The organism is Sphingomonas sp., from assembly GCF_045810705.1.
Taxonomy (GTDB): domain Bacteria; phylum Pseudomonadota; class Alphaproteobacteria; order Sphingomonadales; family Sphingomonadaceae; genus Sphingomicrobium.
This window is the reverse complement of record NZ_JBJMVI010000017.1, coordinates 13,631-33,514: the sequence shown is the minus strand read 5'-3', so window position 1 is coordinate 33,514 and position 19,884 is coordinate 13,631. Positions and strand designations below refer to the sequence as shown.

The 19,884-nt window shown below is 65.7% G+C and carries 24 protein-coding genes and 1 pseudogene; 16 read left to right on the top strand and 9 right to left on the bottom strand.

Going from position 1 to position 19,884, the window contains the following annotated elements:
- Positions 1-97 precede the first annotated feature (97 nt).
- The gene (locus ACJ8FR_RS08190) at positions 98-766 is read left to right on the top strand and encodes a murein L,D-transpeptidase catalytic domain family protein (RefSeq protein WP_407828139.1); all 669 of its coding nucleotides are present in this window, start codon (positions 98-100) and stop codon (positions 764-766) included.
- Positions 767-835: 69 nt separating this feature from the next.
- The gene (locus ACJ8FR_RS08185) at positions 836-1,348 is read left to right on the top strand and encodes a PilZ domain-containing protein (RefSeq protein WP_407828138.1); all 513 of its coding nucleotides are present in this window, start codon (positions 836-838) and stop codon (positions 1,346-1,348) included.
- Positions 1,349-1,368: 20 nt separating this feature from the next.
- Here the strand turns inward: ACJ8FR_RS08185 and ACJ8FR_RS08180 are convergent, their stop codons facing one another.
- Positions 1,369-2,763, bottom strand: a complete 1,395-nt coding sequence (locus ACJ8FR_RS08180) for a L,D-transpeptidase family protein (RefSeq protein ID WP_407828137.1) — start codon at positions 2,761-2,763, stop codon at positions 1,369-1,371.
- 143 nt (positions 2,764-2,906) lie between these two features.
- On the opposite strand from ACJ8FR_RS08180, the gene ACJ8FR_RS08175 reads away from it, so the two are divergent.
- The 3 genes from ACJ8FR_RS08175 to ACJ8FR_RS08165 all read left to right on the top strand — a co-directional run bounded on the left by ACJ8FR_RS08175 (position 2,907) and on the right by ACJ8FR_RS08165 (position 3,942).
- Complete coding sequence (locus ACJ8FR_RS08175; RefSeq protein ID WP_407828136.1) at positions 2,907-3,245, top strand: PilZ domain-containing protein; 339 nt, start codon at positions 2,907-2,909, stop codon at positions 3,243-3,245.
- A gap of 15 nt (positions 3,246-3,260) precedes the next feature.
- Positions 3,261-3,575, top strand: coding sequence for a PilZ domain-containing protein (locus ACJ8FR_RS08170; RefSeq protein ID WP_407828135.1), 315 nt, complete (start codon positions 3,261-3,263; stop codon positions 3,573-3,575).
- 127 nt (positions 3,576-3,702) lie between these two features.
- The gene (locus tag ACJ8FR_RS08165; protein WP_407828134.1) at positions 3,703-3,942 is read left to right on the top strand and encodes a hypothetical protein; all 240 of its coding nucleotides are present in this window, start codon (positions 3,703-3,705) and stop codon (positions 3,940-3,942) included.
- 7 nt (positions 3,943-3,949) lie between these two features.
- Here the strand turns inward: ACJ8FR_RS08165 and ACJ8FR_RS08160 are convergent, their stop codons facing one another.
- Positions 3,950-4,843, bottom strand: coding sequence for a peptidylprolyl isomerase (locus ACJ8FR_RS08160; RefSeq protein WP_407828133.1), 894 nt, complete (start codon positions 4,841-4,843; stop codon positions 3,950-3,952).
- A 78-nt stretch (positions 4,844-4,921) separates the two neighbouring features.
- Between ACJ8FR_RS08160 and purT the strand changes: the two genes are divergently transcribed.
- Together purT and ACJ8FR_RS08150 are read left to right on the top strand one after the other, a co-directional pair.
- The gene (gene purT, locus ACJ8FR_RS08155; RefSeq protein WP_407828132.1) at positions 4,922-6,094 is read left to right on the top strand and encodes a formate-dependent phosphoribosylglycinamide formyltransferase; all 1,173 of its coding nucleotides are present in this window, start codon (positions 4,922-4,924) and stop codon (positions 6,092-6,094) included.
- 11 nt (positions 6,095-6,105) lie between these two features.
- Positions 6,106-6,507 (top strand): hypothetical protein, encoded by a 402-nt coding sequence (locus ACJ8FR_RS08150; RefSeq protein WP_407828131.1) that lies wholly within the window; start codon positions 6,106-6,108, stop codon positions 6,505-6,507.
- A gap of 3 nt (positions 6,508-6,510) precedes the next feature.
- Here the strand turns inward: ACJ8FR_RS08150 and ACJ8FR_RS08145 are convergent, their stop codons facing one another.
- The gene (locus ACJ8FR_RS08145) at positions 6,511-6,795 is read right to left on the bottom strand and encodes a hypothetical protein (protein ID WP_407828130.1); all 285 of its coding nucleotides are present in this window, start codon (positions 6,793-6,795) and stop codon (positions 6,511-6,513) included.
- Between the two features lie 142 nt (positions 6,796-6,937).
- Complete coding sequence (ykgO, locus tag ACJ8FR_RS08140; RefSeq protein ID WP_407828129.1) at positions 6,938-7,063, bottom strand: type B 50S ribosomal protein L36; 126 nt, start codon at positions 7,061-7,063, stop codon at positions 6,938-6,940.
- Positions 7,064-7,204: 141 nt separating this feature from the next.
- Between ykgO and ACJ8FR_RS08135 the strand changes: the two genes are divergently transcribed.
- Complete coding sequence (locus ACJ8FR_RS08135; protein ID WP_407828128.1) at positions 7,205-8,224, top strand: hypothetical protein; 1,020 nt, start codon at positions 7,205-7,207, stop codon at positions 8,222-8,224.
- Between the two features lie 18 nt (positions 8,225-8,242).
- Here the strand turns inward: ACJ8FR_RS08135 and ACJ8FR_RS08130 are convergent, their stop codons facing one another.
- Both ACJ8FR_RS08130 and galE read right to left on the bottom strand, forming a co-directional pair.
- The gene (locus ACJ8FR_RS08130; RefSeq protein WP_407828127.1) at positions 8,243-8,788 is read right to left on the bottom strand and encodes a TIGR02281 family clan AA aspartic protease; all 546 of its coding nucleotides are present in this window, start codon (positions 8,786-8,788) and stop codon (positions 8,243-8,245) included.
- Between the two features lie 46 nt (positions 8,789-8,834).
- The gene (galE, locus tag ACJ8FR_RS08125) at positions 8,835-9,845 is read right to left on the bottom strand and encodes a UDP-glucose 4-epimerase GalE (RefSeq protein ID WP_407828126.1); all 1,011 of its coding nucleotides are present in this window, start codon (positions 9,843-9,845) and stop codon (positions 8,835-8,837) included.
- A 30-nt stretch (positions 9,846-9,875) separates the two neighbouring features.
- Between galE and ACJ8FR_RS08120 the strand changes: the two genes are divergently transcribed.
- From ACJ8FR_RS08120 to gpmA, 3 genes are all read left to right on the top strand, one after another.
- Positions 9,876-10,328 (top strand): hypothetical protein, encoded by a 453-nt coding sequence (locus ACJ8FR_RS08120; protein ID WP_407828125.1) that lies wholly within the window; start codon positions 9,876-9,878, stop codon positions 10,326-10,328.
- 81 nt (positions 10,329-10,409) lie between these two features.
- Entirely contained in the window at positions 10,410-11,582 is a 1,173-nt protein-coding gene (locus ACJ8FR_RS08115) for a M14-type cytosolic carboxypeptidase (protein WP_407828124.1), read from the top strand.
- Positions 11,582-12,268, top strand: a complete 687-nt coding sequence (gene gpmA, locus ACJ8FR_RS08110; RefSeq protein ID WP_407828123.1) for a 2,3-diphosphoglycerate-dependent phosphoglycerate mutase — start codon at positions 11,582-11,584, stop codon at positions 12,266-12,268. Before ACJ8FR_RS08115 ends, gpmA begins: the two co-directional genes overlap by 1 nt.
- A gap of 1 nt (position 12,269) precedes the next feature.
- Here gpmA and ACJ8FR_RS08105 read toward each other — a convergent pair whose 3' ends face one another.
- Complete coding sequence (locus ACJ8FR_RS08105; RefSeq protein ID WP_407828122.1) at positions 12,270-12,857, bottom strand: GGDEF domain-containing protein; 588 nt, start codon at positions 12,855-12,857, stop codon at positions 12,270-12,272.
- Positions 12,858-13,035: 178 nt separating this feature from the next.
- Here ACJ8FR_RS08105 and purE point away from each other — a divergent pair, with 178 nt between their 5' ends.
- The 3 genes from purE to ACJ8FR_RS08090 all read left to right on the top strand — a co-directional run bounded on the left by purE (position 13,036) and on the right by ACJ8FR_RS08090 (position 15,166).
- Positions 13,036-13,518: a 5-(carboxyamino)imidazole ribonucleotide mutase gene (gene purE, locus ACJ8FR_RS08100; protein ID WP_407828121.1), complete on the top strand. Its 483-nt coding sequence runs from the start codon at positions 13,036-13,038 to the stop codon at positions 13,516-13,518.
- Entirely contained in the window at positions 13,515-14,573 is a 1,059-nt protein-coding gene (locus ACJ8FR_RS08095) for a 5-(carboxyamino)imidazole ribonucleotide synthase (RefSeq protein WP_407828120.1), read from the top strand. Before purE ends, ACJ8FR_RS08095 begins: the two co-directional genes overlap by 4 nt.
- A 113-nt stretch (positions 14,574-14,686) precedes the next feature.
- A complete protein-coding gene (locus ACJ8FR_RS08090) occupies positions 14,687-15,166 on the top strand; it encodes a hypothetical protein (protein ID WP_407828119.1) in 480 nt (159 codons plus the stop codon).
- 40 nt (positions 15,167-15,206) lie between these two features.
- Here ACJ8FR_RS08090 and ACJ8FR_RS08085 read toward each other — a convergent pair whose 3' ends face one another.
- Positions 15,207-18,005 (bottom strand): M16 family metallopeptidase, encoded by a 2,799-nt coding sequence (locus tag ACJ8FR_RS08085; protein WP_407828118.1) that lies wholly within the window; start codon positions 18,003-18,005, stop codon positions 15,207-15,209.
- A 300-nt stretch (positions 18,006-18,305) separates the two neighbouring features.
- Here ACJ8FR_RS08085 and ACJ8FR_RS08080 point away from each other — a divergent pair.
- Together ACJ8FR_RS08080 and ACJ8FR_RS08075 are read left to right on the top strand one after the other, a co-directional pair.
- Positions 18,306-18,509 (top strand): annotated as a pseudogene (locus ACJ8FR_RS08080) (cold-shock protein); the annotation flags it as partial.
- A 91-nt stretch (positions 18,510-18,600) separates the two neighbouring features.
- On the top strand, positions 18,601-18,804 hold the full coding sequence (locus ACJ8FR_RS08075; RefSeq protein ID WP_407828117.1) for a hypothetical protein: 204 nt from the start codon (positions 18,601-18,603) through the stop codon (positions 18,802-18,804).
- A 35-nt stretch (positions 18,805-18,839) separates the two neighbouring features.
- Here the strand turns inward: ACJ8FR_RS08075 and ACJ8FR_RS08070 are convergent, their stop codons facing one another.
- Positions 18,840-19,811 (bottom strand): GlxA family transcriptional regulator, encoded by a 972-nt coding sequence (locus ACJ8FR_RS08070; protein ID WP_407828116.1) that lies wholly within the window; start codon positions 19,809-19,811, stop codon positions 18,840-18,842.
- Positions 19,812-19,884: the final 73 nt, after the last annotated feature.

Below are 19,884 nucleotides of genomic sequence, written 5' to 3'. Positions count from 1 at the left end.
GGAACCTGAACACTTGGGTTATCGGCGGTTAACCCTTTGAATGATAGACAGTCCACTTCATTCGGGAGGGTACGGGGTGTCGTTGAATCGCCGGGAAATGTTGCGTCTAGGTGCGTATGGGGCTGCCGGGGCGATCCTCTCCACTGCGGCAAGCTCGAGCGTCGTCGGGTCGTTCGGGCTGAACCTTGACCGCAACGGCGATCCGCTTCCAACGCAACCGCTGCAGCAGGCGCAAGTCCTGACGCCCTCGGCTCCGGCCGGCATCGATCCGCAGCTGTTCGCCCGGGCCAAGGCCGCGCTCAACCAGCATCAGGTCTATGCCCGCGACACGATCGGCATCGTCGATTTTTCGAAGCCCTCGAGTGAGCCGCGGTTTCACCTCGTCGACCTTGCCAGCGGCCAGGTCGAGAGCCACCGCGTCGCCCACGGCCGCGGCTCGGACCCGGCGCATTCGGGCTATCTCGAGCGCTTCTCCAACGATTTCGGTTCGTACGCGACCTCGAACGGGACCTTTGTCACCGGCGACTATTACGATGGCAAATACGGTCTTTCGATGAAGGTCCGTGGCCTCGATTGGTCGAACAACAATGCCGAGGCTCGCGCCATCGTCATCCACAATGCCTGGTACGCGGAAGACGACATGGTCCCGCTCCACGGAATGCTCGGCCGCTCGGAAGGCTGCTTCGCGATGTCGCGCGACAGCCAGTACCAGGTGATGCGTAAGCTCGCCGGGGGCCGCATGATCTACGCGGACAAACTCGCTTAAGCGGTAACCACTCGGCAATCACTGCGGCCTACCCTCCTGCGCTGAACCAGCGAAGAGGGAGCGCAATCAGTGTCGGACGTCCTCGTTTTCGAACGGGCCTCGGCCTCCTTTGCGGCGACGCTTGCCCAGCGCGGCCACCACATCGTCTATCGCGCCAACCAGTCCAACCACTGCCCCGGCTGCGGCCGTTCCCAATGGTACGTCGGCCGGGTCAGCGCCGAATGCGGCTTCTGCGGCACCGCCGTCCCGCTGGCGGAGACCGCCGCCCAGGACGCCGCGCCGCAAACCGGCGCCGGCCGCAAGAAGGTCTCCGATCAGCGCCGCTTCCCGCGCATGGCTGCCAAGAATCGCAAGCTGCAGCTTCTCGTCGATGGTTCGCCGAAAAGCTTCGCGCTGCATAACATTTCCGAAGGCGGCGTGATGGGCGGCGGCGTCCCGGACCTCAGCCCCGGCGCCAACGTCTTCGTGCGATTCGACGCTGGCATCCTGGTGCCCGCGATGGTCAAATGGGTCGAAGACGGGCTGGTCGGGCTCGCCTTCACCTCGCCGGTCATCCTGGACCGCGCGCCCGGGGCGAACTAGGCGCGGGTCCCCCGCGTCCGCTAGCGCGCCGCCACCTCGTCATCCTTCGGCTTGGGGAGTGCGAGGCTCGCGCCGCCGTCCTTCATCATCAGCGCGGCCATCGCCTTGGCGTCGCGGCCGTAGAGATCCTTATAGTCGACGATGCGCCCGTCGTTGAGCGCGGCCGAGCTGAAATAGACGATATAGACGGGCACGGGCTTCACGAAGCTCGCCTGGACCGTCTTCTTGCTGTCGAGCGCCGCCTCGATCCGGTCCGGGCTCCATTCGCCACCGTCGTCGCCGAGGAGCTCGGTCGCGAGGTCGAGAATATGCTCGGTCCGGACGCAGCCGTGGCTGAGCGCCCGCGTCGAATCGTTGAAGCGGCTGCGCGCGTTGGTGTCGTGAAGGTAGATCGCCTTCGAATTGGGCATCACGAACTTGATCTGCCCGAGCGCGTTGGTCGGTCCGGGCGGCTGCCGCCAGCGCTGGATCGCACCGTCCGGCCCCTTGACCGGAACGAAGCCCCTCTTGCCCGCCGCCTCGTGCTCGATGCTCTTGGGCACTTCCCACCACGGGTTGAGGATGACGCCGGTGGCCAGCGCATTGAGCTGCGGCGTCGGCGTCGACAGCTTGCCGGCGATCGCCCGCTGCTTCCAGCGATTGATGCCATTCTCGACCAGCGTCGCGTGGAAGCCGGGCACGTTGACGATGATATATTTGTCGCCGAGGTCGCGCGGCAGCCAGCGCCATCGGTCGAGGTTGAGCCGGATCCGGGCGCGCTTCGCCTCGTCGCCCGGCGGCGTGTCCGCGAGCGCCACCTTCAGCGCCGCATATTGCGGGTGCGTCGGCAGCAGTCCCTCAAGCGCTTGCGCGATCGAGTGTGACGCGAGCGCCGTGCGCAACAACGCGTCCTGCTTTTGGGCGTTGAGGTCGTTGTCCGCGACCCACCAGTCGACCCGACCCGGCTTCTTCACATGGCCGAGCGCGAAGTCCGACGAAAGCTTGTTGAATCGCTCGGTCGCGGCGGCGGAGAAGGCGGCGACGTTGCCCGACTGGACCGCCGCCTGCAGCCCCGTCGGATCATAGTCCGCCGGGTTGAGCCCTTCCTTGTCGACCCCCCCGATGGTGCGCAGCAGATCCTCGGCGTTGACGACGTCCCACATCGCGGGCGGGAGCACGACCGGGATCGGCGCCGGCTGGGCCGCGGGCTGGTCGGCCTTGAAATCCGGATTGGTTGGAGCAAGCGCGTCGGGCCCCGCCTTCGCCGAAGGTCCTGTCTTCGCCGTCGCCGGCGGGCGCGAAATCGGCACCGTTGCACGAGGCTGGTTTGCGACAGGCCGTGCCGCGGGCACCCCCAGCGGGTGAATCTGCGCCAGCGCCGGGGCGGCCGCAAGGCCACCAAGCGCCGTCATCCAGCTCATCAAATGCCGCTTCATCGGCTCACCAACCTCTTCATTTCAAACGATAACCCCGCTGATGATCAAGTTCATACATGGCTCGCCCGCCGACCGCCAGCCGGTTCGCGGGCGAGCGGCACGACTGACGACAGCACTCATCGCAAACCAATCCTTAAGCGAGCATGGCTAAGCTGGTCTGGCGGAAGTCGGAGGGCGAAGTGGCGTCGGGTTACTTTCTTAATGGAGCGATGATCCCGAGGAGCGAGCAGCGCAGCATCGAGGAGCGCGCCGAGGCTCGAAGCCCGGCGGTCTCGAACACCGCGGTCCTCGAATTTCGCGGCCGCAAGCATGTCGTCCAGCTCGTCAACCTGTCGCCGTCGGGCGCGATGGTCCTCTTCCCGCACATTCCCAACATCGGTGAACGACTGCCTCTGCAGCTTCTCGAACGCGGCGTGGTCTCGGCGCAGGTCAGATGGGTTCGCGACGGGCGGATCGGCTTGTCCTTCGCCGCGGCGATGTAGTAGCCGCGCGTGGAGATGAACTTCGCGACGTTCAAGGCGCGCATCACCGAGGAGGGTCCTGGCGATCGCCGCCGCGCCGGCCGCGCCCGGGTCGAGCTTGGAGCGACCATGCGGGCGCTGGGCGCGAGCGGTGTGGAGGCCACCGTGCTCAACGTGTCGGAACGCGGCTTCATGGCCGTCGCCGACGGTCATTTCGAGGTCGGGGCGCGGGTCTGGCTGATCCTGCCCGGCGGACGCGAACGGGCCAATGCCGTGGTCAAATGGGTCGAAGGTGGCAAGCTCGGGGCCGAGTTCGCGGAGCCGGTTTCGCTCGAGGTCTTCCGCGCCTGACCTTTCGGCTGGCCCTCGCGGGGGCTCGGCTCGCCGTTAGCACCCGGGCACACCCATTAAATCTCGCGCAGCTTCTGCAACCCGTTCACCCATCGGTCGTTGGACTTTACCGAAAGGAAGGGTCGCCATGCCGATCACCACCGAGGGCTGGAAGCCGTACGAGCGGGGCTATCATGCCGTTTATCGCGAGCATGAGGTCAACCACTGTCCGGGCTGCGGCCGGACCCAGTGGATCATCGGGCGGGTGTCGGCCGAGTGCGCCTTTTGCGCGACCGCGCTGCCGCTGGCCGAGGCGAGCATGCGCTCGCACAACGGCCCGATCACCATCCAGCACAAGAACCGCGACGCCCACGCCTGGGCGGCCTAGCCGAGTCTCAGGGGAGCGGATTGCGCTTCCGCACCGGCACCTGCACGTTGCACAGGTCGACGCCGCCGGCGGGCTGCTGGTAGAAATCGTCGCGCCGGTTCGCGCGCACTTTGAGATAGCGTGCGAACGTCGGGCTGCGGGTGTCCATGGCTTCGTAGGAAGGGCGCCCGCGCACCGCCATGTCGCTCGCCAGCCGAATGCCGGCAATGGGCGCATATTGTGCCTTGTCCTTGTAGAAACCGAGCGCCTCGGTCCCGCGCGGCAGCGAGCTCAAGCGGTCGATGCCCTCGACCACCCGCCCGACCAGCGCGATGTTGCGGTCGAGCTGGCGCGGCGCGTGGCCGATGACCGCGTAAAGCTCGCCGCCCGTCCCGGTGTCCGGCGCGAGGTCGCGTCCGACTCCGACGCTTCCATAGCAATGAGCGAGGTCAGCCCAACCGGCTTTGGCGCTGTACGCGACCGCCCAGCCGTCGGCGAAGCCGGCGCCGGGGGCATAAGGGTCGGGGCTCCCTAGCGGCGTGATCGAGAGCCCCTTCAAAGGCCGGGTATATTCCGCCGGCGGCTTGGGCGTGACGCCCGCCGGCCACGGCTTGTCGCTGTCGTTGAGGCCCCATTGGGCAACATAATTGTCCTGCAGGCGATAGACGCTCGCGCCGTTCCAATAGCCGGCGCGGGCGAGCGCCTTGATATTCGCGACGTGGACTGGCGCGAACGCGGGGGCCAGCTGCACGACCACCCGGCCGCCGTTCGCAAGGTCGATGACCAGCAAATCGTCGTCGGGAATCGGCTTCCACGCCGATGGCCGCGCCTGCGCGACGATGTCGTTGGGCGTGAGTAGCTTGGCAGGCGGCACCGCGGCAGCGAGCGAGGCGCCGGACAGGAGGAGTAGAATGCTCTTCATTGCGCTGTTGTACCCCTGCGCAGGCAGCGGTCCAGTGCTGGGTTCCTGCCCTCGCAGGAACACAGTAAGGCCCCGGCAATGTATCTGGCCACGTTGATGCTGCTCGGCTCGGGCGAGCTCGGCCGCGAGTTCGCGATCGCCGCGAAGCGGTTGGGCTGCCGGGTCATTGCCTGCGACCGCTATGAAAATGCTCCCGCAATGCAGGTCGCCGACGCATTCGAGGTGTTTCCGATGCTCGATGGCAAGGCGCTGAGAGCGGCGGTCGAAAAGCACAAGCCCGACGTCATCGTGCCCGAGATCGAGGCGATCGACACCGCGACGCTCGCCGTACTCGAGGGCGAAGGCTGGCGCGTCGCGCCCTCGGCAAAGGCGGTCCAGCTGACCATGAACCGCGACGGCATCCGCGACTTCGCCGCGAAGGCGCTTGGCCTGGCCACGTCCAAATATCGCTTCGCCGAAAGCCGCGACGAAGCAATCGCCGCTGCCACCGAGGTCGGCCTGCCGTGCGTGGTAAAGCCGGTGATGTCGAGCTCCGGCAAGGGCCAGAGCACGGCCAGGGATTCCGATGAGGTCGGACAGGCCTGGGATCATGCCGTCGCCAACATGCGCGGCGACCGCCCGCGCGTGATCGTCGAAGAACATATCGACTTCGACAGCGAGATCACCTTGCTCACCGTCGCGACCAGGGACGGCGTCCTGTTCTGCGCGCCGGTTGGGCACCGCCAGGAGTCCGGCGATTATCGCGAGAGCTGGCAGCCGGCGGCAATCCCGCGCGAGGCGCTTCAATCGGCCCGCTCCCAGGCGCGCAAGATCGTCGACGCGCTCGGCGGCCACGGGATTTTCGGCGTCGAATTCTTCGTCCGGGGCGATCAGGCGATCTTTTCGGAGCTGTCGCCGCGCCCTCACGACACCGGCATGATCACGCTGATCAGCCAGTTTCCCAACCAATTCGAGCTCCACCTGCGCGCGATTCTCGGCTTGCCCATCCCGTCGATCGAGTTCGCCGGCCCGTCCGCCTCGGCGGTGATCCTCGCCGACCGCGAGAGCCACGCCTTCTCCTATGGCGGGGTCGCTGAAGCGCTCGCGCTCGGCGCACCCGGCCACGCGGTCGATCTGCGCATTTTCGCCAAGCCCAAGACGCTGAAGAACCGGCGCATGGGCGTGGCCCTTGCACGCGGCGAAAGCGTTGAGGATGCGGTCGATAGGGCGAAGACCGCGGCCGCGCGCGTCACCATCGATTATCAAGACTGAAGGAGGAGCATATGCGCCGCACTGTCACACTGATCGCCCTCGCGGGGCTCGCGGCGTGCAACAAGGGCGAGCCTCAGCAGGCCAGGCGACCCATCCAGGTCCGATCGAACGAACAGAACCAGCTGCACCAGCTCGATGCGTTCAACCTCGCGATCGGGCTCAAGCGAGCGATCTACGACGCCGGCTACACCTGCAAGCGGATCACCGATGCCGGCTTCGTCGGCACCTGGAAGAATCTCGATATGTGGATGGCGCATTGTGAATATGACAAGGGCACCCCGCGAGACTGGGCGATCTTCGCCGGTCCCGACGGCGGCGCCCAGGTCCGCGACTGCAAGGACGTCCCCGCGAGCGGTCTTCCCGCCTGCGTGATCAAGCAGCGCCCGAAAGGCAGCTTTACCAATTTTAAGTGAGGCTCAACCCGGGTTTTGCGGGTTGCACTGGCGGGTTTCTTTATACTCGCCGCTCGCCGAGCGCTCCTTGACGGTCACGCAATTGCCCTGGCGGACTTCCTCGCGCCAGCTGCCATCGGGATTCGTGATCCGATTGCCCTTCGGCACGCGCTGGCCGTTCTTGTCGAGCGTGTAGCTCCAGTTCTTGGGCGTCTGCGGCTGGCCTTGCGCATAAGCCACGCCGGCGAACCCGCCGGCCGCAAGTGCGACGGCGCTGCCAAGCACCAGGATCTTGCTGACCGTAGTCATTGTCCGACAACTCCTCACAGCCATCATCTGGCGGCATCGACGTGAACCGAAGCTGATCTTCGTTTCCGCTCCGGAACGCCCGGCCGTGCCCGTCGAATAATATGTCGTGACGCCGGCGCCAAAGCGCAAGCGGAGCGCGTGCTTAGCCCTGGCGCGCCTTGAACCGGCGGTTCGTCTTGTTGATGACGTAGGTCCGGCCGCGGCGGCGGATGACCCGGCAGTCCCGGTGGCGCGTCTTGAGCGACTTCAAGCTGTTGCGAATCTTCATGGCCGGGCGCCTGCTCGTGTCTGTTGTTCGGTTGTCGGAGTTGGCTCGAAAGAACCGGCGGCTCACCTAGGGAATGGCCCTTCGCAAGTCAAGGCGTTGGGGCGCCCGGACACTTAACAGCCGCTGCGCCGTTCTGCCGCCATGGCGCTCGACCTCGTCCTCTCGCTCGCCGGCATTGCGCTCGCCTGGCTGACGCTGCGCGACGTGTTCGACACGGTGGTCGTTCCCGGCGGCAGCCGCGCCTCGCTACAGGTCACGCGCAGGGTCGGAAGCCTGCTGCTCATCGCCTACAAGCTCGTCCGCGGGCGCAAGCGCGGCATTTCGAGCACCTTCGCGCCGCTGGTGCTGGTCAGCTCCTTCGTCATCTGGATGATGTGCCTGGCGCTGGCGTTCGGACTCATGGCCTATGGCGCTCGCAGGGAGTTCTCGCCGCCCCTGCGCGGCTTTGGCAGCGCGGTCTACGAGGCGGGAAGCGCGCTCGTCACCGTCGGTCTTAGCGCCAACACCCCTCAAGGCCTCGGCCGCTGGATCATCCTCGCCGCGGGCTTCTGCGGCCTCGCCGTCATGACCATGGCGGTGACCTATCTGCTCGAGGTCCAGAGCAGCATCTCACGCCGCGACATCGGCATCATCAAGCTCAACACTTCGGCGGGCGAGCCGCCGTCGGCACTGACCCTGCTCGAGCGCTTCGCCGCGATCCGCAATCGGGATGCCATCGCCGACATCCTGCGCGAAGCGCGCGACTGGTGCGCCACGGTGCGCCAGAGCCACAGCAGTCATCCTTCGCTGATCTACTTCAAATCGGTTTCGACGGGCGCCGGCTGGCCGGCGGCGCTCGGGGCGGTGCTCGACCTTGCGTTGATCGCCGAACATCTGATCGATGACGACCGGCTCTACGGCCCGGCGGTCCTGCTGCGGGAGGAGGGTGCCGGGATGGCCCGAGAATTGGCGCTCATCGTTGGCCTTGAACCCATTGAGACAAGCGCCGAGGAGGCGCAGCTTTCGCAATTGGCGGCGCGCCTCGCGACCAGCGGCTACGCGCTTCGGGCCGGTCCCAACCTCCAGGCGATGGCCAAGCAGCGAGCGGATCACATGAGCTGCGTCAACGCGCTGGCCGGGCATCTTGGCCGTCCAACGGCCGTGCTCATCCGCCAAAGCTGAGCGGGCCGGGCAGCAGGCTCAGCGCAGGATCATCCGGTCGCCCTCGATCTGCACGCTGGCGAACTTGCTGAGGAAGCTCTGGCCGAGCAGCGACTGGCTTCCGCTGCTGAGGACCACGGCATCGAGGCCTTCGGCGCTGAGCGGCCCGAGCTCGACCCTGTCGAGGCGTGCGAACTCGCCGTGCACGGCGCCGTCCGCGCCCTCACCGACCACGCCGGGCATTGCGATCGAGGTGGCGAGGCCGGCGCTACGCGCATCGTCACGCGACAGGGCAATCTCTGTTGCCCCGGTATCGACCAGCATGTGGATAGGATTTCCGTTGATCCGGACTTCAGCATAGAAATGGCCGTCAGCGGCGCGGTCCAACGCGACGCTCCCGTCGGCGCTGCTGAACTGGGGCGCGTTCCTGGTCTTGGATTCGGCCAATTGATCGGCCTCGCCGCTCTTGGGGACCTCGACGCGCGGCGGCTGCGAAGCGGCTCGGCCCGAAGAATGCGACGCGACTTGCGCGAGGAGCGTGGCGAAGAAGCCGATTGCGAAGACGAGAGCGACCAATCCACGCATGCGCCGGGCATAGGCTTGTCACGGTAAAGAATAGGCTAAGCGGACCCTAAAGAGGAGCTTGAGCCGCGGACTCCACCAGCGTCTTCTCCCACGCCAGCGCATCGCCGACGATCCGGTCGATGTCGGCGTAAGCCGGGCGCCAGTCGAGAGTCTCCATCAGCCGCTCGTTTCCGGCGACGAGTGCTGGCGGGTCGCCGGCGCGGCGGCCCTCGACCGTGCGGCGCAGCGGCGTCCCATTGGCGCGGTCGACGGCATCCAGCACCTCGAGGACCGACAGCCCCGTGCCGTAGCCGCAATTGAGCGCGAAATTCTGCTCCGGATGCCGGGTCAGCCACTCGAGCGCCGCGACATGCGCAGCTGCCAGATCGCTGACGTGGACGTAATCGCGGATGCAGGTCCCGTCGGGCGTCGGATAATCCTTGCCGTAGATGGCGACATGGTCGCGTTTCCCGATCGCGGCCTCGCAGGCGATCTTGATGAGATGGGTGGAGCCTTTTCCGATCTGGCCGGTGCGCCCTTCGGGGTCGGCGCCGGCAACGTTGAAATAGCGCAGCGCGCCATAGTTGAAGGGGTGCGCCGCCGACGCGTCCTCGAGCATCCGCTCGGTCATCAACTTCGATGCGCCATAGGGGTTGATCGGAAGCTTGGGATCGTCCTCGACGATCGGCACCCGTTCGGGCGCGCCGTACACCGCGGCTGTCGAGGAAAAGAGGATGTGCTTCACGCCAGCGTCGACCGCGGCGCTGATCAGCCGGTGCGAGGCAAGCGTGTTGTTGGCATAATATTTTAGCGGATGCTCGACCGATTCCGGAACCACGATCGATCCCGCGAAATGCATGATCGAGCCGATCTGCTGCTGGTCGAGGATGCTATCGAGCAGCACCGTCTCGGCGATCGAGCCCTGATAAAAGGGCACGTCCTCAGGCACGACCGACCGGCTGCCGTTCGACAGATCGTCGACCACCGCGACCCGCCAGCCCGCGTCCCTGAGCGCGAGGACCGCGTGGCTGCCGATGTAACCGGCGCCGCCGGTGACGAGGACTGCGGGCTTGGTCATGTCTCGCGCGCTAGCGAAGGCGCGAAGCATATGCCAGACTTTGGGAGATGCTCGGTCGACGGAGCTGGCAAAGAAGAGATATTAAGCATGTCCGTCAGTGATGAGGCCAAACAGGACATAAAATACGCACGGACGGTGCGCCCTCGGTGGTGGGCGCTAGTTGCCGTCGGGGTGCTGTCTTTCCCCGTATTTTGGTTGTTTGATCATTTTGGAACGCTGAATACCTCGTTGCCGACGCTTGATGCTCTGGTTGCGCTTAGCTTCGTCATATTCGTCAAACGCAGGGCCTATCGACAGCTATGGTTCTGGATCACTATGACTGCATTTACCGCCTTTCATGCGATTACGATCTTGATGATCCCTTGGACCTCGGGCTGGATTCCTGCACTGGTCGCTGGAGGGTTTGTATCGATCGATATCTGCGCGATGTTATGGATTCTCGCTGCCGTTGAGAGCCAGTCCAATCAGCACACATCTCGCTGACTGACGGTCCTCACGTTTGCCTGATCCGCGCCTGCGCACTATCAGCCCGGCCAACTTCCAGCATCAGTGATGAGTAAGCCCATGGCCCTGACGATTTCGAGCTCCTTCGACGCCGGCAACATCCGCGTTATCCGTCAGGACGGCGACTCCGCTGACCTCGAGATCGTCACCGATCACCTGAGCGATTTCTACCAATGGTTCTACTTCCGCGTCGCCGGCGGCGCCGGGCGCGCGCTGACCCTGCGCATCACCAATTGCGCGGCCTCCGCTTACCCCCACGGCTGGCCCGACTACAAAGCGGTGATGAGCCTCGACCGCGAAGACTGGATCCGCCTGTCCGACACCAGCTACTCGGGCGGCGTGCTGACAATGAAGCTGACCCCGCCGCAGGACTTGGTGTGGATCGCTTATTTCGCGCCTTATTCTATGGAGCGGCACCACGACCTCGTCACCCAGACCACCGCGCTGCCGGGCGTCGCGTACCGCTCGCTCGGGAAAAGCCTCGACGGGCAGGATATCGACTGCCTGACGATCGGCGAGGGCGGCATCAACGTCTGGCTCTACGCCCGCCAGCACCCGGGCGAGAGCATGGCCGAGTGGTGGATGGAAGGCGCGCTCGAGAAGCTGACCGACGAGGACGATCCGGTCACGCGCGTCCTGCGCCGCGACTGCACCTTTCATGTCGTTCCGAACATGAACCCCGACGGTTCGCGCCGCGGCCACCTCAGAACCAACGCCGCCGGCGTCAATCTCAACCGCGAATGGCACGCCCCCTCGGCCGAGAAGAGTCCCGAAGTCCTGTCCGTGCGCAACGCGATGGACGAAGTGCCGCCCGATTTCGCCATGGACGTCCACGGCGACGAAGCGATCCCCGCCAATTTCCTCGCCGGCTTCGAGGGGATTCCGTCGCTGAGCGACGGCCAGCTGCGGCTGTTCAACCTGTTCAGCGAGACGCTCGAGAAGGTCTCGCCCGACTTCCAGCGCAGCCAGGGCTATGAGATCCCGCCGCCGGGACATGCCAATATGTCGATGTCCACCACCCAGCTTGCGGAGCGCTACGGCTGCGTATCGATGACTCTCGAAATGCCGTTCAAGGACAATTTCGACCTCCCCGACGAGGTCTATGGCTGGTCGCCGCAACGCTCGAAGCATCTCGCCTACGCCTGCCTCGACGCGCTCCACGCGCTGCTGCCCGATCTCAAGGCGGCGCAGGCCGAGCGTGCGCGGGCAAAGCGCGAGAAAGTCAGCGCCTGATGCCGACGCTCGTGCTGCTGCGGCACGGCCAGTCGCAGTGGAACCTCGAGAATCGCTTCACCGGCTGGTGGGACGTCGACCTGTCGCCGGCCGGCGTCGAGGAGGCGCGCGCCGCCGGCCGGCTGATGCGCGGCAAGGGCATCGACTTCGACTGCTGCTTCACCAGCGTCCTCACCCGCGCCATCCGCACGCTTCACCTCGCGCTGCACGAGATGGATCGCCTGTGGCTGCCGGTGACCAAGGACTGGCGGCTGAACGAGCGCCATTATGGCGGGCTTACCGGGCTCAACAAGCAAGAGATGACCGAGAAGGTCGGCGCCGAGCAGGTCAAGATCTGGCGGCGATCCTACGACATCCCGCCCCCGCCGCTCGATCGCGACAGCCCGTGGGACGTCAGCACTGACCGCCGATATGCGGGGGTCGAGGTGCCGGAGACCGAAAGCCTCAAGGACACGATCGCGCGGGCCGTGCCTTATTATGAGCGGGAGATCGCGCCCGCGCTCCAGGCCGGCCAGCGCGTGCTCGTCGCGGCGCACGGCAATTCGCTTCGCGGGATCATCAAATATCTGTCGAACATCGGCGACGATGAGATCGTCGGCCTCGAAATCCCGACCGGCAAGCCGATCGTCTATGAGCTGGCCGACGATCTGTCGGTCGTTCGGCGATTTGATTTGGGCGAAGCCTAGATCAGGCCGCGGCCTTGCGCCGGTACATCGCCTCGTCGGCGCGCTCCATCACCACCTCGGCGGTGTCGAGCGCATCGATCATCCCGACGCCGATCGCGACGCTCAGCGGCATCGCGTCGCCGTCATGGGTGAATTCACAGCCGCAGATCTGGTCGACCAGCCGGGTCGCCGTCTCGTGCGCGTCATTTTCGTCCGATGCCTCGAGCAGGATGCCGAACTCGTCGCCGCCGATCCGCGCCACCACGTCGCTGTGGCGGACACCTTTGGCCAGCAGGTTCGCGACTTGGATCAGCGCCTCGTCGCCGGCGCGGTGGCCGAACGTGTCGTTGATCATCTTCAGCCCGTCGAGGTCGACGAACAGCATCGCGGCGTTGATCCCGTAGCGGTCTACCCGCGCGATCAGCCGTTCGAGCTCGCGCATGAAGCCGCGGCGGTTGGGAAGGCAGATCAGCGAATCCTGGTGCGCCAGCTGGTCGAGCTGCTCCACGCGCTCCTGAAGGCGCGCAACCTTGCCCCTCAGCAAGCTGATCTCCTGGATCAGCCGCTCACGATCTTCGACGTCGACGACGTCGGTTACTTCATCAGACATTGCCCCGAGCCTTTGCTCTCGTCTGTACGCTACCCATAGCTTGATTCTACAGCCTTGAAAATGCGGGATCTTCCCAGTCGTTCGATTCAACGTCCGGTGATGCCCGAAAGCTCCGATTGCCTAGCCCGAGTCGCCCCCCTAAACGAGCCGGTTCCTACAACTGATCCAAGGCGGGACAATGACGGAGCCGCTCGTCGGCATCATCATGGGCAGCAGCTCCGACTGGGAAACCATGCGCCACGCGGCCGAAATCCTCGACCAGCTCGGCGTTCCCCACGAGACCCGGATCGTCTCCGCGCACCGCACGCCCAAGCGGCTCTACGAATATGCCCATTCGGCGAAGCGCCGCGGCCTCAAGCTGGTGATCGCCGGCGCGGGCGGCGCGGCGCATCTCCCGGGCATGGCCGCGTCGATGACCGAGCTTCCGGTGCTCGGCGTCCCCGTCGAAACCCAGGCGCTCAAGGGCATGGATAGCCTGCTGTCGATCGTCCAGATGCCGGCCGGAGTGCCGGTCGGCACCCTCGCGATCGGCAAGCCCGGGGCGATCAACGCCGGCCTGCTCGCAGCCGCCATTCTCGCCAGCCACGACGAAGCGCTTGGGGAACGGCTGCGCGCCTGGCGCGCAGCGCAAACGGGATCGGTGGCCGAAGCGCCCGAATGATCGGACCCAGCTCGACCATCGGGATCATCGGCGGCGGCCAGCTCGGCCGGATGCTGGCGATTGCCGCGGCGCAACTCGGCTATAAATGCCACATCTTCGATCCCGGCGGACATCCGCCGGCGGCCGATGTCGCAGCCTATTTGACGAGCGCGCCGTTCGACGACCTCGCCGCGCTGGACAAGTTCCGCGATGCCGTCGACGTCGCCACTTACGAATTCGAGAATCTGCCCGTGGAGCCGCTGGCGAGGCTAGGCGAAAAGCTGCGGCCCGGCGCCCGTTCGCTCGCGATCGCGCAGGACCGGGCGACCGAGAAGGAGTTCATCGAGCGGTGCGGCGCGCGGGTCGCGCCATGGCGGGCGGTCGCGTCGCTGGACGACGTGCACGCCGCAACCGCTGAACTCGGCACGCCGATCGTGCTCAAGACGCGGCGCTACGGCTATGACGGCAAGGGCCAGGCCTGGATCGGCGCCGAGGGCGATGCCGAGACCGCCTGGGCCGCGATCGGCGAAGAGCCCGCGGTGGCGGAAACCGGCGTCGATTTCGTCGCCGAATTTTCGGTCATCCTCGCGCGCTGGGCCGACGGCCGCCACGTCTTTTGGGATTCGCCGCAGAACGAGCATCGCGACGGCATCCTTCGCCGCTCGACGGTGCCGTGCACCGATGTCGCCGCCGCGCAGATCGCGGACGCGCGCGAGGCGGCGCTCGCCATCGCCGAAGCGCTCGGCCACGTCGGCGTGCTCACGGTCGAATATTTCGCCAGCCCCGGCGGGCCGCTGGTCAACGAGATCGCGCCGCGCGTCCACAACAGCGGCCACTGGACGATCGAAGGCGCGGTCACCTCGCAGTTCGAACAGCACATCCGCGCGATCTGCGACCTGCCGCCCGGCGTCACCGGCTTGATGCGCGGCCGCGCGATCATGGACAATCTGATCGGCGCCGAGGTCGAGCGCTGGCCCGAGCTCGTCGCTGAACGCGGCGCTCACGTCCACCTCTACGGCAAGGACGAGGCCCGCCCCGGCCGCAAGATGGGCCATGTGACACGGATTCGGCGGTAGGCGGGCGCGCGCCAGCAAAAGAAAGCGCAATATTGCTGTTCTAAATGAGCGCATAGCGCGCTCCCCGCCCTGCTTCGAGTAGCGGCGGCCTGTGATCCTGAAGGGGGTAAGCCATGAACGGTCGAATCAAATCCGCAATGATCTTTGCAACAGCAGCGATGGCTGTTCCGCAAGCTGCGAGCGCAGCCGGGCCGAACGCCAAGCTGTGGAACGGCACCTGGCATCTCAATGCGGCGACATCGAAGTTCCAATCTCCTGGCAAGGAGCAGAGCGAGACGCGCACGTACGACATTTCCGGCGGCAAGGTGACGATGAAGTCCGGCTCGAAGAATCCCGCGGGAAAGGAGCTGAATTTTAGCTATTCGGCTGCCTGGAATGGCAAATCCTATCCGATGGTCGGCAACCCGAATGCGGACAGCATTTCCCTCACCGCGGTTGGCGATCGCGAAGTGAAGGCCAACTCACGGCTCCACGGCAAGCTGACGGTACAATCCACGGCAACCGTGTCGGCGGACGGAAAACACCTGACGCTGAAGCGGAAAATGTTGAGGTTCAAGGGCGCCCCAACCGATGTGCTGGAGTTCGATCGCTAGGTCGGGCAACCGCGCAGCGTGAGGTGCCGCGAGCTTCGGCTCACGGCGCCTCCACGACCTCGATCGGCATGCCAAGCTTCTCGAGCTGCGGACGCACCTTCGCGGCATCGCCGACGACGATCCACGTGAACCCCTTCGGGTCGAGCGCCGCGCGCGCCGCCTGGTCGAGCTTCGCCGTCGTCAGCGACCGATACTCGGGCGGAAGCGTCTCATAATAATTGTCGGGGCGGTTCAGCAGGTCCATTTCCATAATCGAGCCCAGCACCGATCCCGATGTCTCGAGTTCGCCCGGAAGCGCGTTGATGCGGCTGGCGACCGTGCGGGTCATCTCCTCCCGCGTAACGCCCCTCGTGCTCAGGAAGTCGGTCAGCTGCTTGTTGAGCTCGAGCAGCGAATCGCCCGTTCGATCGGCCTGGACCGGGGCCGAGACGACGTACGGCACCGCATGGAGCATGACCTGCTCGTCGCCGCTCACTCCGTAGGACCAGCCCTTCTCCTCACGGATGTCCATGTTGAGTCGCGACAGGAAGGTCCCGCCGAGCACGTCATTGGCGGTGTCGAAGGGCACCAGGTCACCCTTGGGATCGAGCGGCAGCAGCTGCCCGCCGACGATGCTCGACTGCGGTGAGCCGGGAAGGTTGATGAGCAGGATCTTCGGCGAGGACGGCCGCGGTGGCGGCGGCGTGAACGCTTTGAGGGGCCTTGGCCCGCCCGGTGCGGTCCAATTGCCGAATCGTTCCTCGAGCAGGGGCTGAACCTCGCTGATCGGGCGGTCGGACACGACGTAGATCCTGACATTGTCGGGCCGCAACCAGCGCTGTTCGAACGCGACGAGGTCGGCGCGGCTGAACTTCGCGATGGCCTTGGGATCGCCTCCGCCGGGGCCGCCGTAGGGATGGTTCGGCCCGTAAAGCACGATCGGAAGCAGGCGCCGGGCGACGCGCGTCGGATCCTTCTGGGTTTGCGCGATCGCGGTCAGCGTCTGGGCGCGGATGCGCTCGATATCCGCCGGCCGGAACGCCGCGTCCCTCGTCACGCTGCTCATCAGGTCGAGCGACGGCGCGAGGTTCGGGGACAGCGCATTGAGCTCGACGAAGGACTGGTCCGACCCATTGCTGCTGCTGACGTCCGCTCCAAGCCTCTCCTCGGTCTCCGCAACCTCCTGCGAACTGAGCTTTGACGTGCCTTCATCGAGCAGGCTCATGGCCATCGCGGCCAGGCCGTGGGTCGTATTGCTGTCCGTGGCGCTTCCCGCATCGAAGGCCATTGCGACCTGGGTGACGGGGACCGAGCGGCGCTGAACGAACTCGAGCGGAATTCCATTCGACAGCTTGGTGTGGGTGATCTCCGGGAAGTCGAGCGCGGCGAGTTGGCCGATTGGCGGAATCGGCCGGTTGCCCTTGGCTGCGCCTTCGCTCTTCGATGCGCCTTGTTTAGGAGGCTCGACCGCCTTGGGCTCGACGTAAGCCTCGCGCTCGCCGGGTGACATGGTGATCGTCAAAGCGGGCCGCCGAAGCCATTGCTGCATTTGTGTGCGCACTGCCGCCGGGGTGATTGCCGCGTAAGTCGCCAACGTCTTCTTGTAATAATCACTGTCGTGCGCGAGCGTCTGGCCTTCCGCCAGGGTCTGGCCCTTGCCCGAGAAGCCGCCGACCTGCTCGAGGCCGCGGATCCGCCCCGAGACCTCGCTCATGACCGCGCGCTCGACTTCGTCCCGGCTCGGGCCCTTGGCGATATAATCGGCGAGGATCTCGTCCAGCCGTCTGGACACTTTGGCCGGGTCGACTCCGGGCTTCACATAGGCGCTGACGCTGAAGATTCCGGCGCGCTGAAGCGGCGACAGGCTTGCGCTGACCGCGACCGCGAGGCCTTCTTCGCGCACCATGATTTTGTCGAGCCGCGAGCTCGCAAGTCCGCCGAGCACCGAGCCGCCGATGTCGAGCGCGGCAAGGCGCCTGTCGAGAAGGCCCGGCACCGCCCAGTATTTCTGGATGATGGTCGTCGCGACATGGTCGTGCATCGCGATCGACTTGGGCTTGGCGAGCGTCGGCACGCCGGCCATCGCCGGACTGTTGACTGGCCCGCGCGGGATGTCGCCGAAATATTTCTCGACCAGCGGCTTCGCCTGGGCAGCGGTGACGTCGCCGGCGATCACCAGCACCGCATTGTCGGGACCATAGCGCGCGCGGAACCACGCCTTGACGTCGGCGAGCCGTGCCGCGTCCAGATCCTGGACCGATCCGATAGTTGTATGGTGATAGGGGTGTCCGGGCGGGAAAAGGCCGCCGAACAGCTGGTACTGGAGGAGCCCGCCGGGGCGGCTGTCTCCCTGACGTTTCTCATTTTCGACCACGGCCCGCTGGTTGTCCATGACGCCCTGGGTCACGGCGCCGAGCAGATGGCCCATCCGGTCGCTCTCCATGAACAGCGCGCGCTCGAGCGCGCCGGCGGGAACGGTCTCGAAATAATTGGTCCGGTCGTAGGATGTGGTCCCGTTGTAATCGGTCGCGCCGATCTGCTGGAGATAGGTGAAATAGTCCCCCGGCAGGTTCTCCGAGCCATTGAACATCAAATGCTCGTAAAGGTGCGCGAAGCCTTCCTTGCGCGGCGGCTCATCCTTCGATCCGACATTGTACCACACGACGACCGAGACGATCGGCGTCTTGTGATCCTCATGCACGACCACCGTCAGCCCGTTCTTCAGCCTGAACGTGGCGTGCGGGATCGACACCTGCTTCACCAGCGTCGGGATCGGCACCGACTGTGCCGGCGCCGCGAGCACCGGCGGCGTCAGGGCGGTTGCGGCGGCGAGCAATGCGATCCTGCTGAAATTGTGCATCGACTTGAATTCTCCGGTAAATTTGGCGGCGGCGAAGGGCGAGTCATAGCCCGCGAAAGCCGCCGCGCAACGCCTCTCGCACAGATTGCGCGGCTATTCGATCAACGGATGGTCGTCGCACCCGATGGCGCCTGTCCGATGCCGCGGGCTTACATTCGGGCGCCTAAACGCCTATGTCATCCGCGCTACTAGTCGCAATCGGACGGTCTAAAGCGCTTTGCGGCTCTTCATTCCTTCGCATCGCCTCTCCTAGCGACGATGGGCCGAGTGGCGGCCCATTGCACTGAAGGAACTGAGATCATGCCCATCGGCACCGTTAAATTTTTCAACGAATCAAAAGGCTACGGCTTCATCCAACCGGACGAGGGCGGCAATGACGCATTCGTCCACATCACCGCCGTCGAGCGCGCCGGAATGCGCAGCCTGCGCGAGAACCAGCGCATCGGCTACGAGCTGGAGCAGGACCGCCGCGGCAAGATGAGCGCCGTCAACCTTCGCTCGGCCGATGACGCCGCCCCCGCGAGTGACAGCGCCGAGAGTGCGGAGACTGCCGAGAGCGCGGACAGCGCCGACAGCGCCGAATAATCCTCCCGCCTTGCTGAACAGCAGAACCAACCGCCAACTCTGCCTCGACCGCGCCGCTGTGGCGCGGGCCGAGGCGGAGTCGGCAATTCTCCCCAACGTGCGCGAGCGCTGCCTCCGCGCCGAGGCGGCGTGGACCGAAATGGCCGATCGCGCCGAACGGACCGAACGCATGCGCGCCAAGCTGCTCGACGAAAAGGCCGCGGCCGTCGAATAAGGCCGCTGTGCGCGCCGCGCCTCAGTGCGCTGCGGTCACGCTACCGATGAGAACCGATCGCGATAGTCCGACGGCGTCACTCCAAACTGCCGCCGAAACGCGCGGGCAAACGCGTCCGCGCTCCTGAAACCGATCGAATAAGCGACGCGATCGACCGCGGCATCGGTGCCGGTCAGGCGGCGAACCGCTTCGCCAAGCCGCATCTGCTCGACGAACTCGCCGGGCGGCACGCCCAGCGTCTGGCGGAACAGCCGGGTGAAATGCCTGACCGACAAATTGGCCCTCGCGGCAAGCTCCTCCACCCCGAGGTCCGCGTCGAGGTGGGTCTGGATGTAATGGCCGAAATCCCGCAGCCGCGGCGCATTCGCCGCCTCGAAGCGCAGGATGTCGGAAAATTGGCGCTGGCCTCCCGGCCGTTTGACGAAAACCACGAGCTCGCGCGCTACCGCCAACGCCGCTGCGGGACCGAGATCCTCCTCGATCAGCGCCAGGGCAAGGTCGATCCCGGCGGTCACGCCGGCCGAGGTGATGAACTTGCCGTCCCTCACGAAAATCGCATCCGGATCGATTTCAATTTGCGGATGCAGCGACGCTAGCTGCGCCGCGAAGCGCCAATGCGTCGCCGCTCGCCGGCCGTCGAGAAGCCCGGTCGCGGCAAGCCCGAACAATCCGGTGCACACCGACGTGACGCGGCGGATGCGTCCATGATTGGCGCGGATCCATTCGGCGATCGGCTCGCCCACGTCCGGATTGCGCAGTCCCGCTCCGCCGGGAAGAATCAAAGTGTCGATCGCGTCAATCTCATCGAGTGCGCATTCGGGAATGACCTGAAGTCCGAGATTCGACCGAAAGCCGCGGCCGTCCACCGACGCGATGATCGTCCGATACGGGCGCGGATCAGCCAGATAGCTCGCGGCGTGAAAGGTATCGGCAGCGCCGACCAGGTCGAGCGCGGTGTTGCCCTCGAAGCCGATGATGACGACGTTGCGCAGCTTTTGCTCCGTCATGACGCTTCTTCCAATGTCCGAATATGTCGGATCATGGTCCTATGTGACGAATGCGGCCGGTGCTAGCAAACCG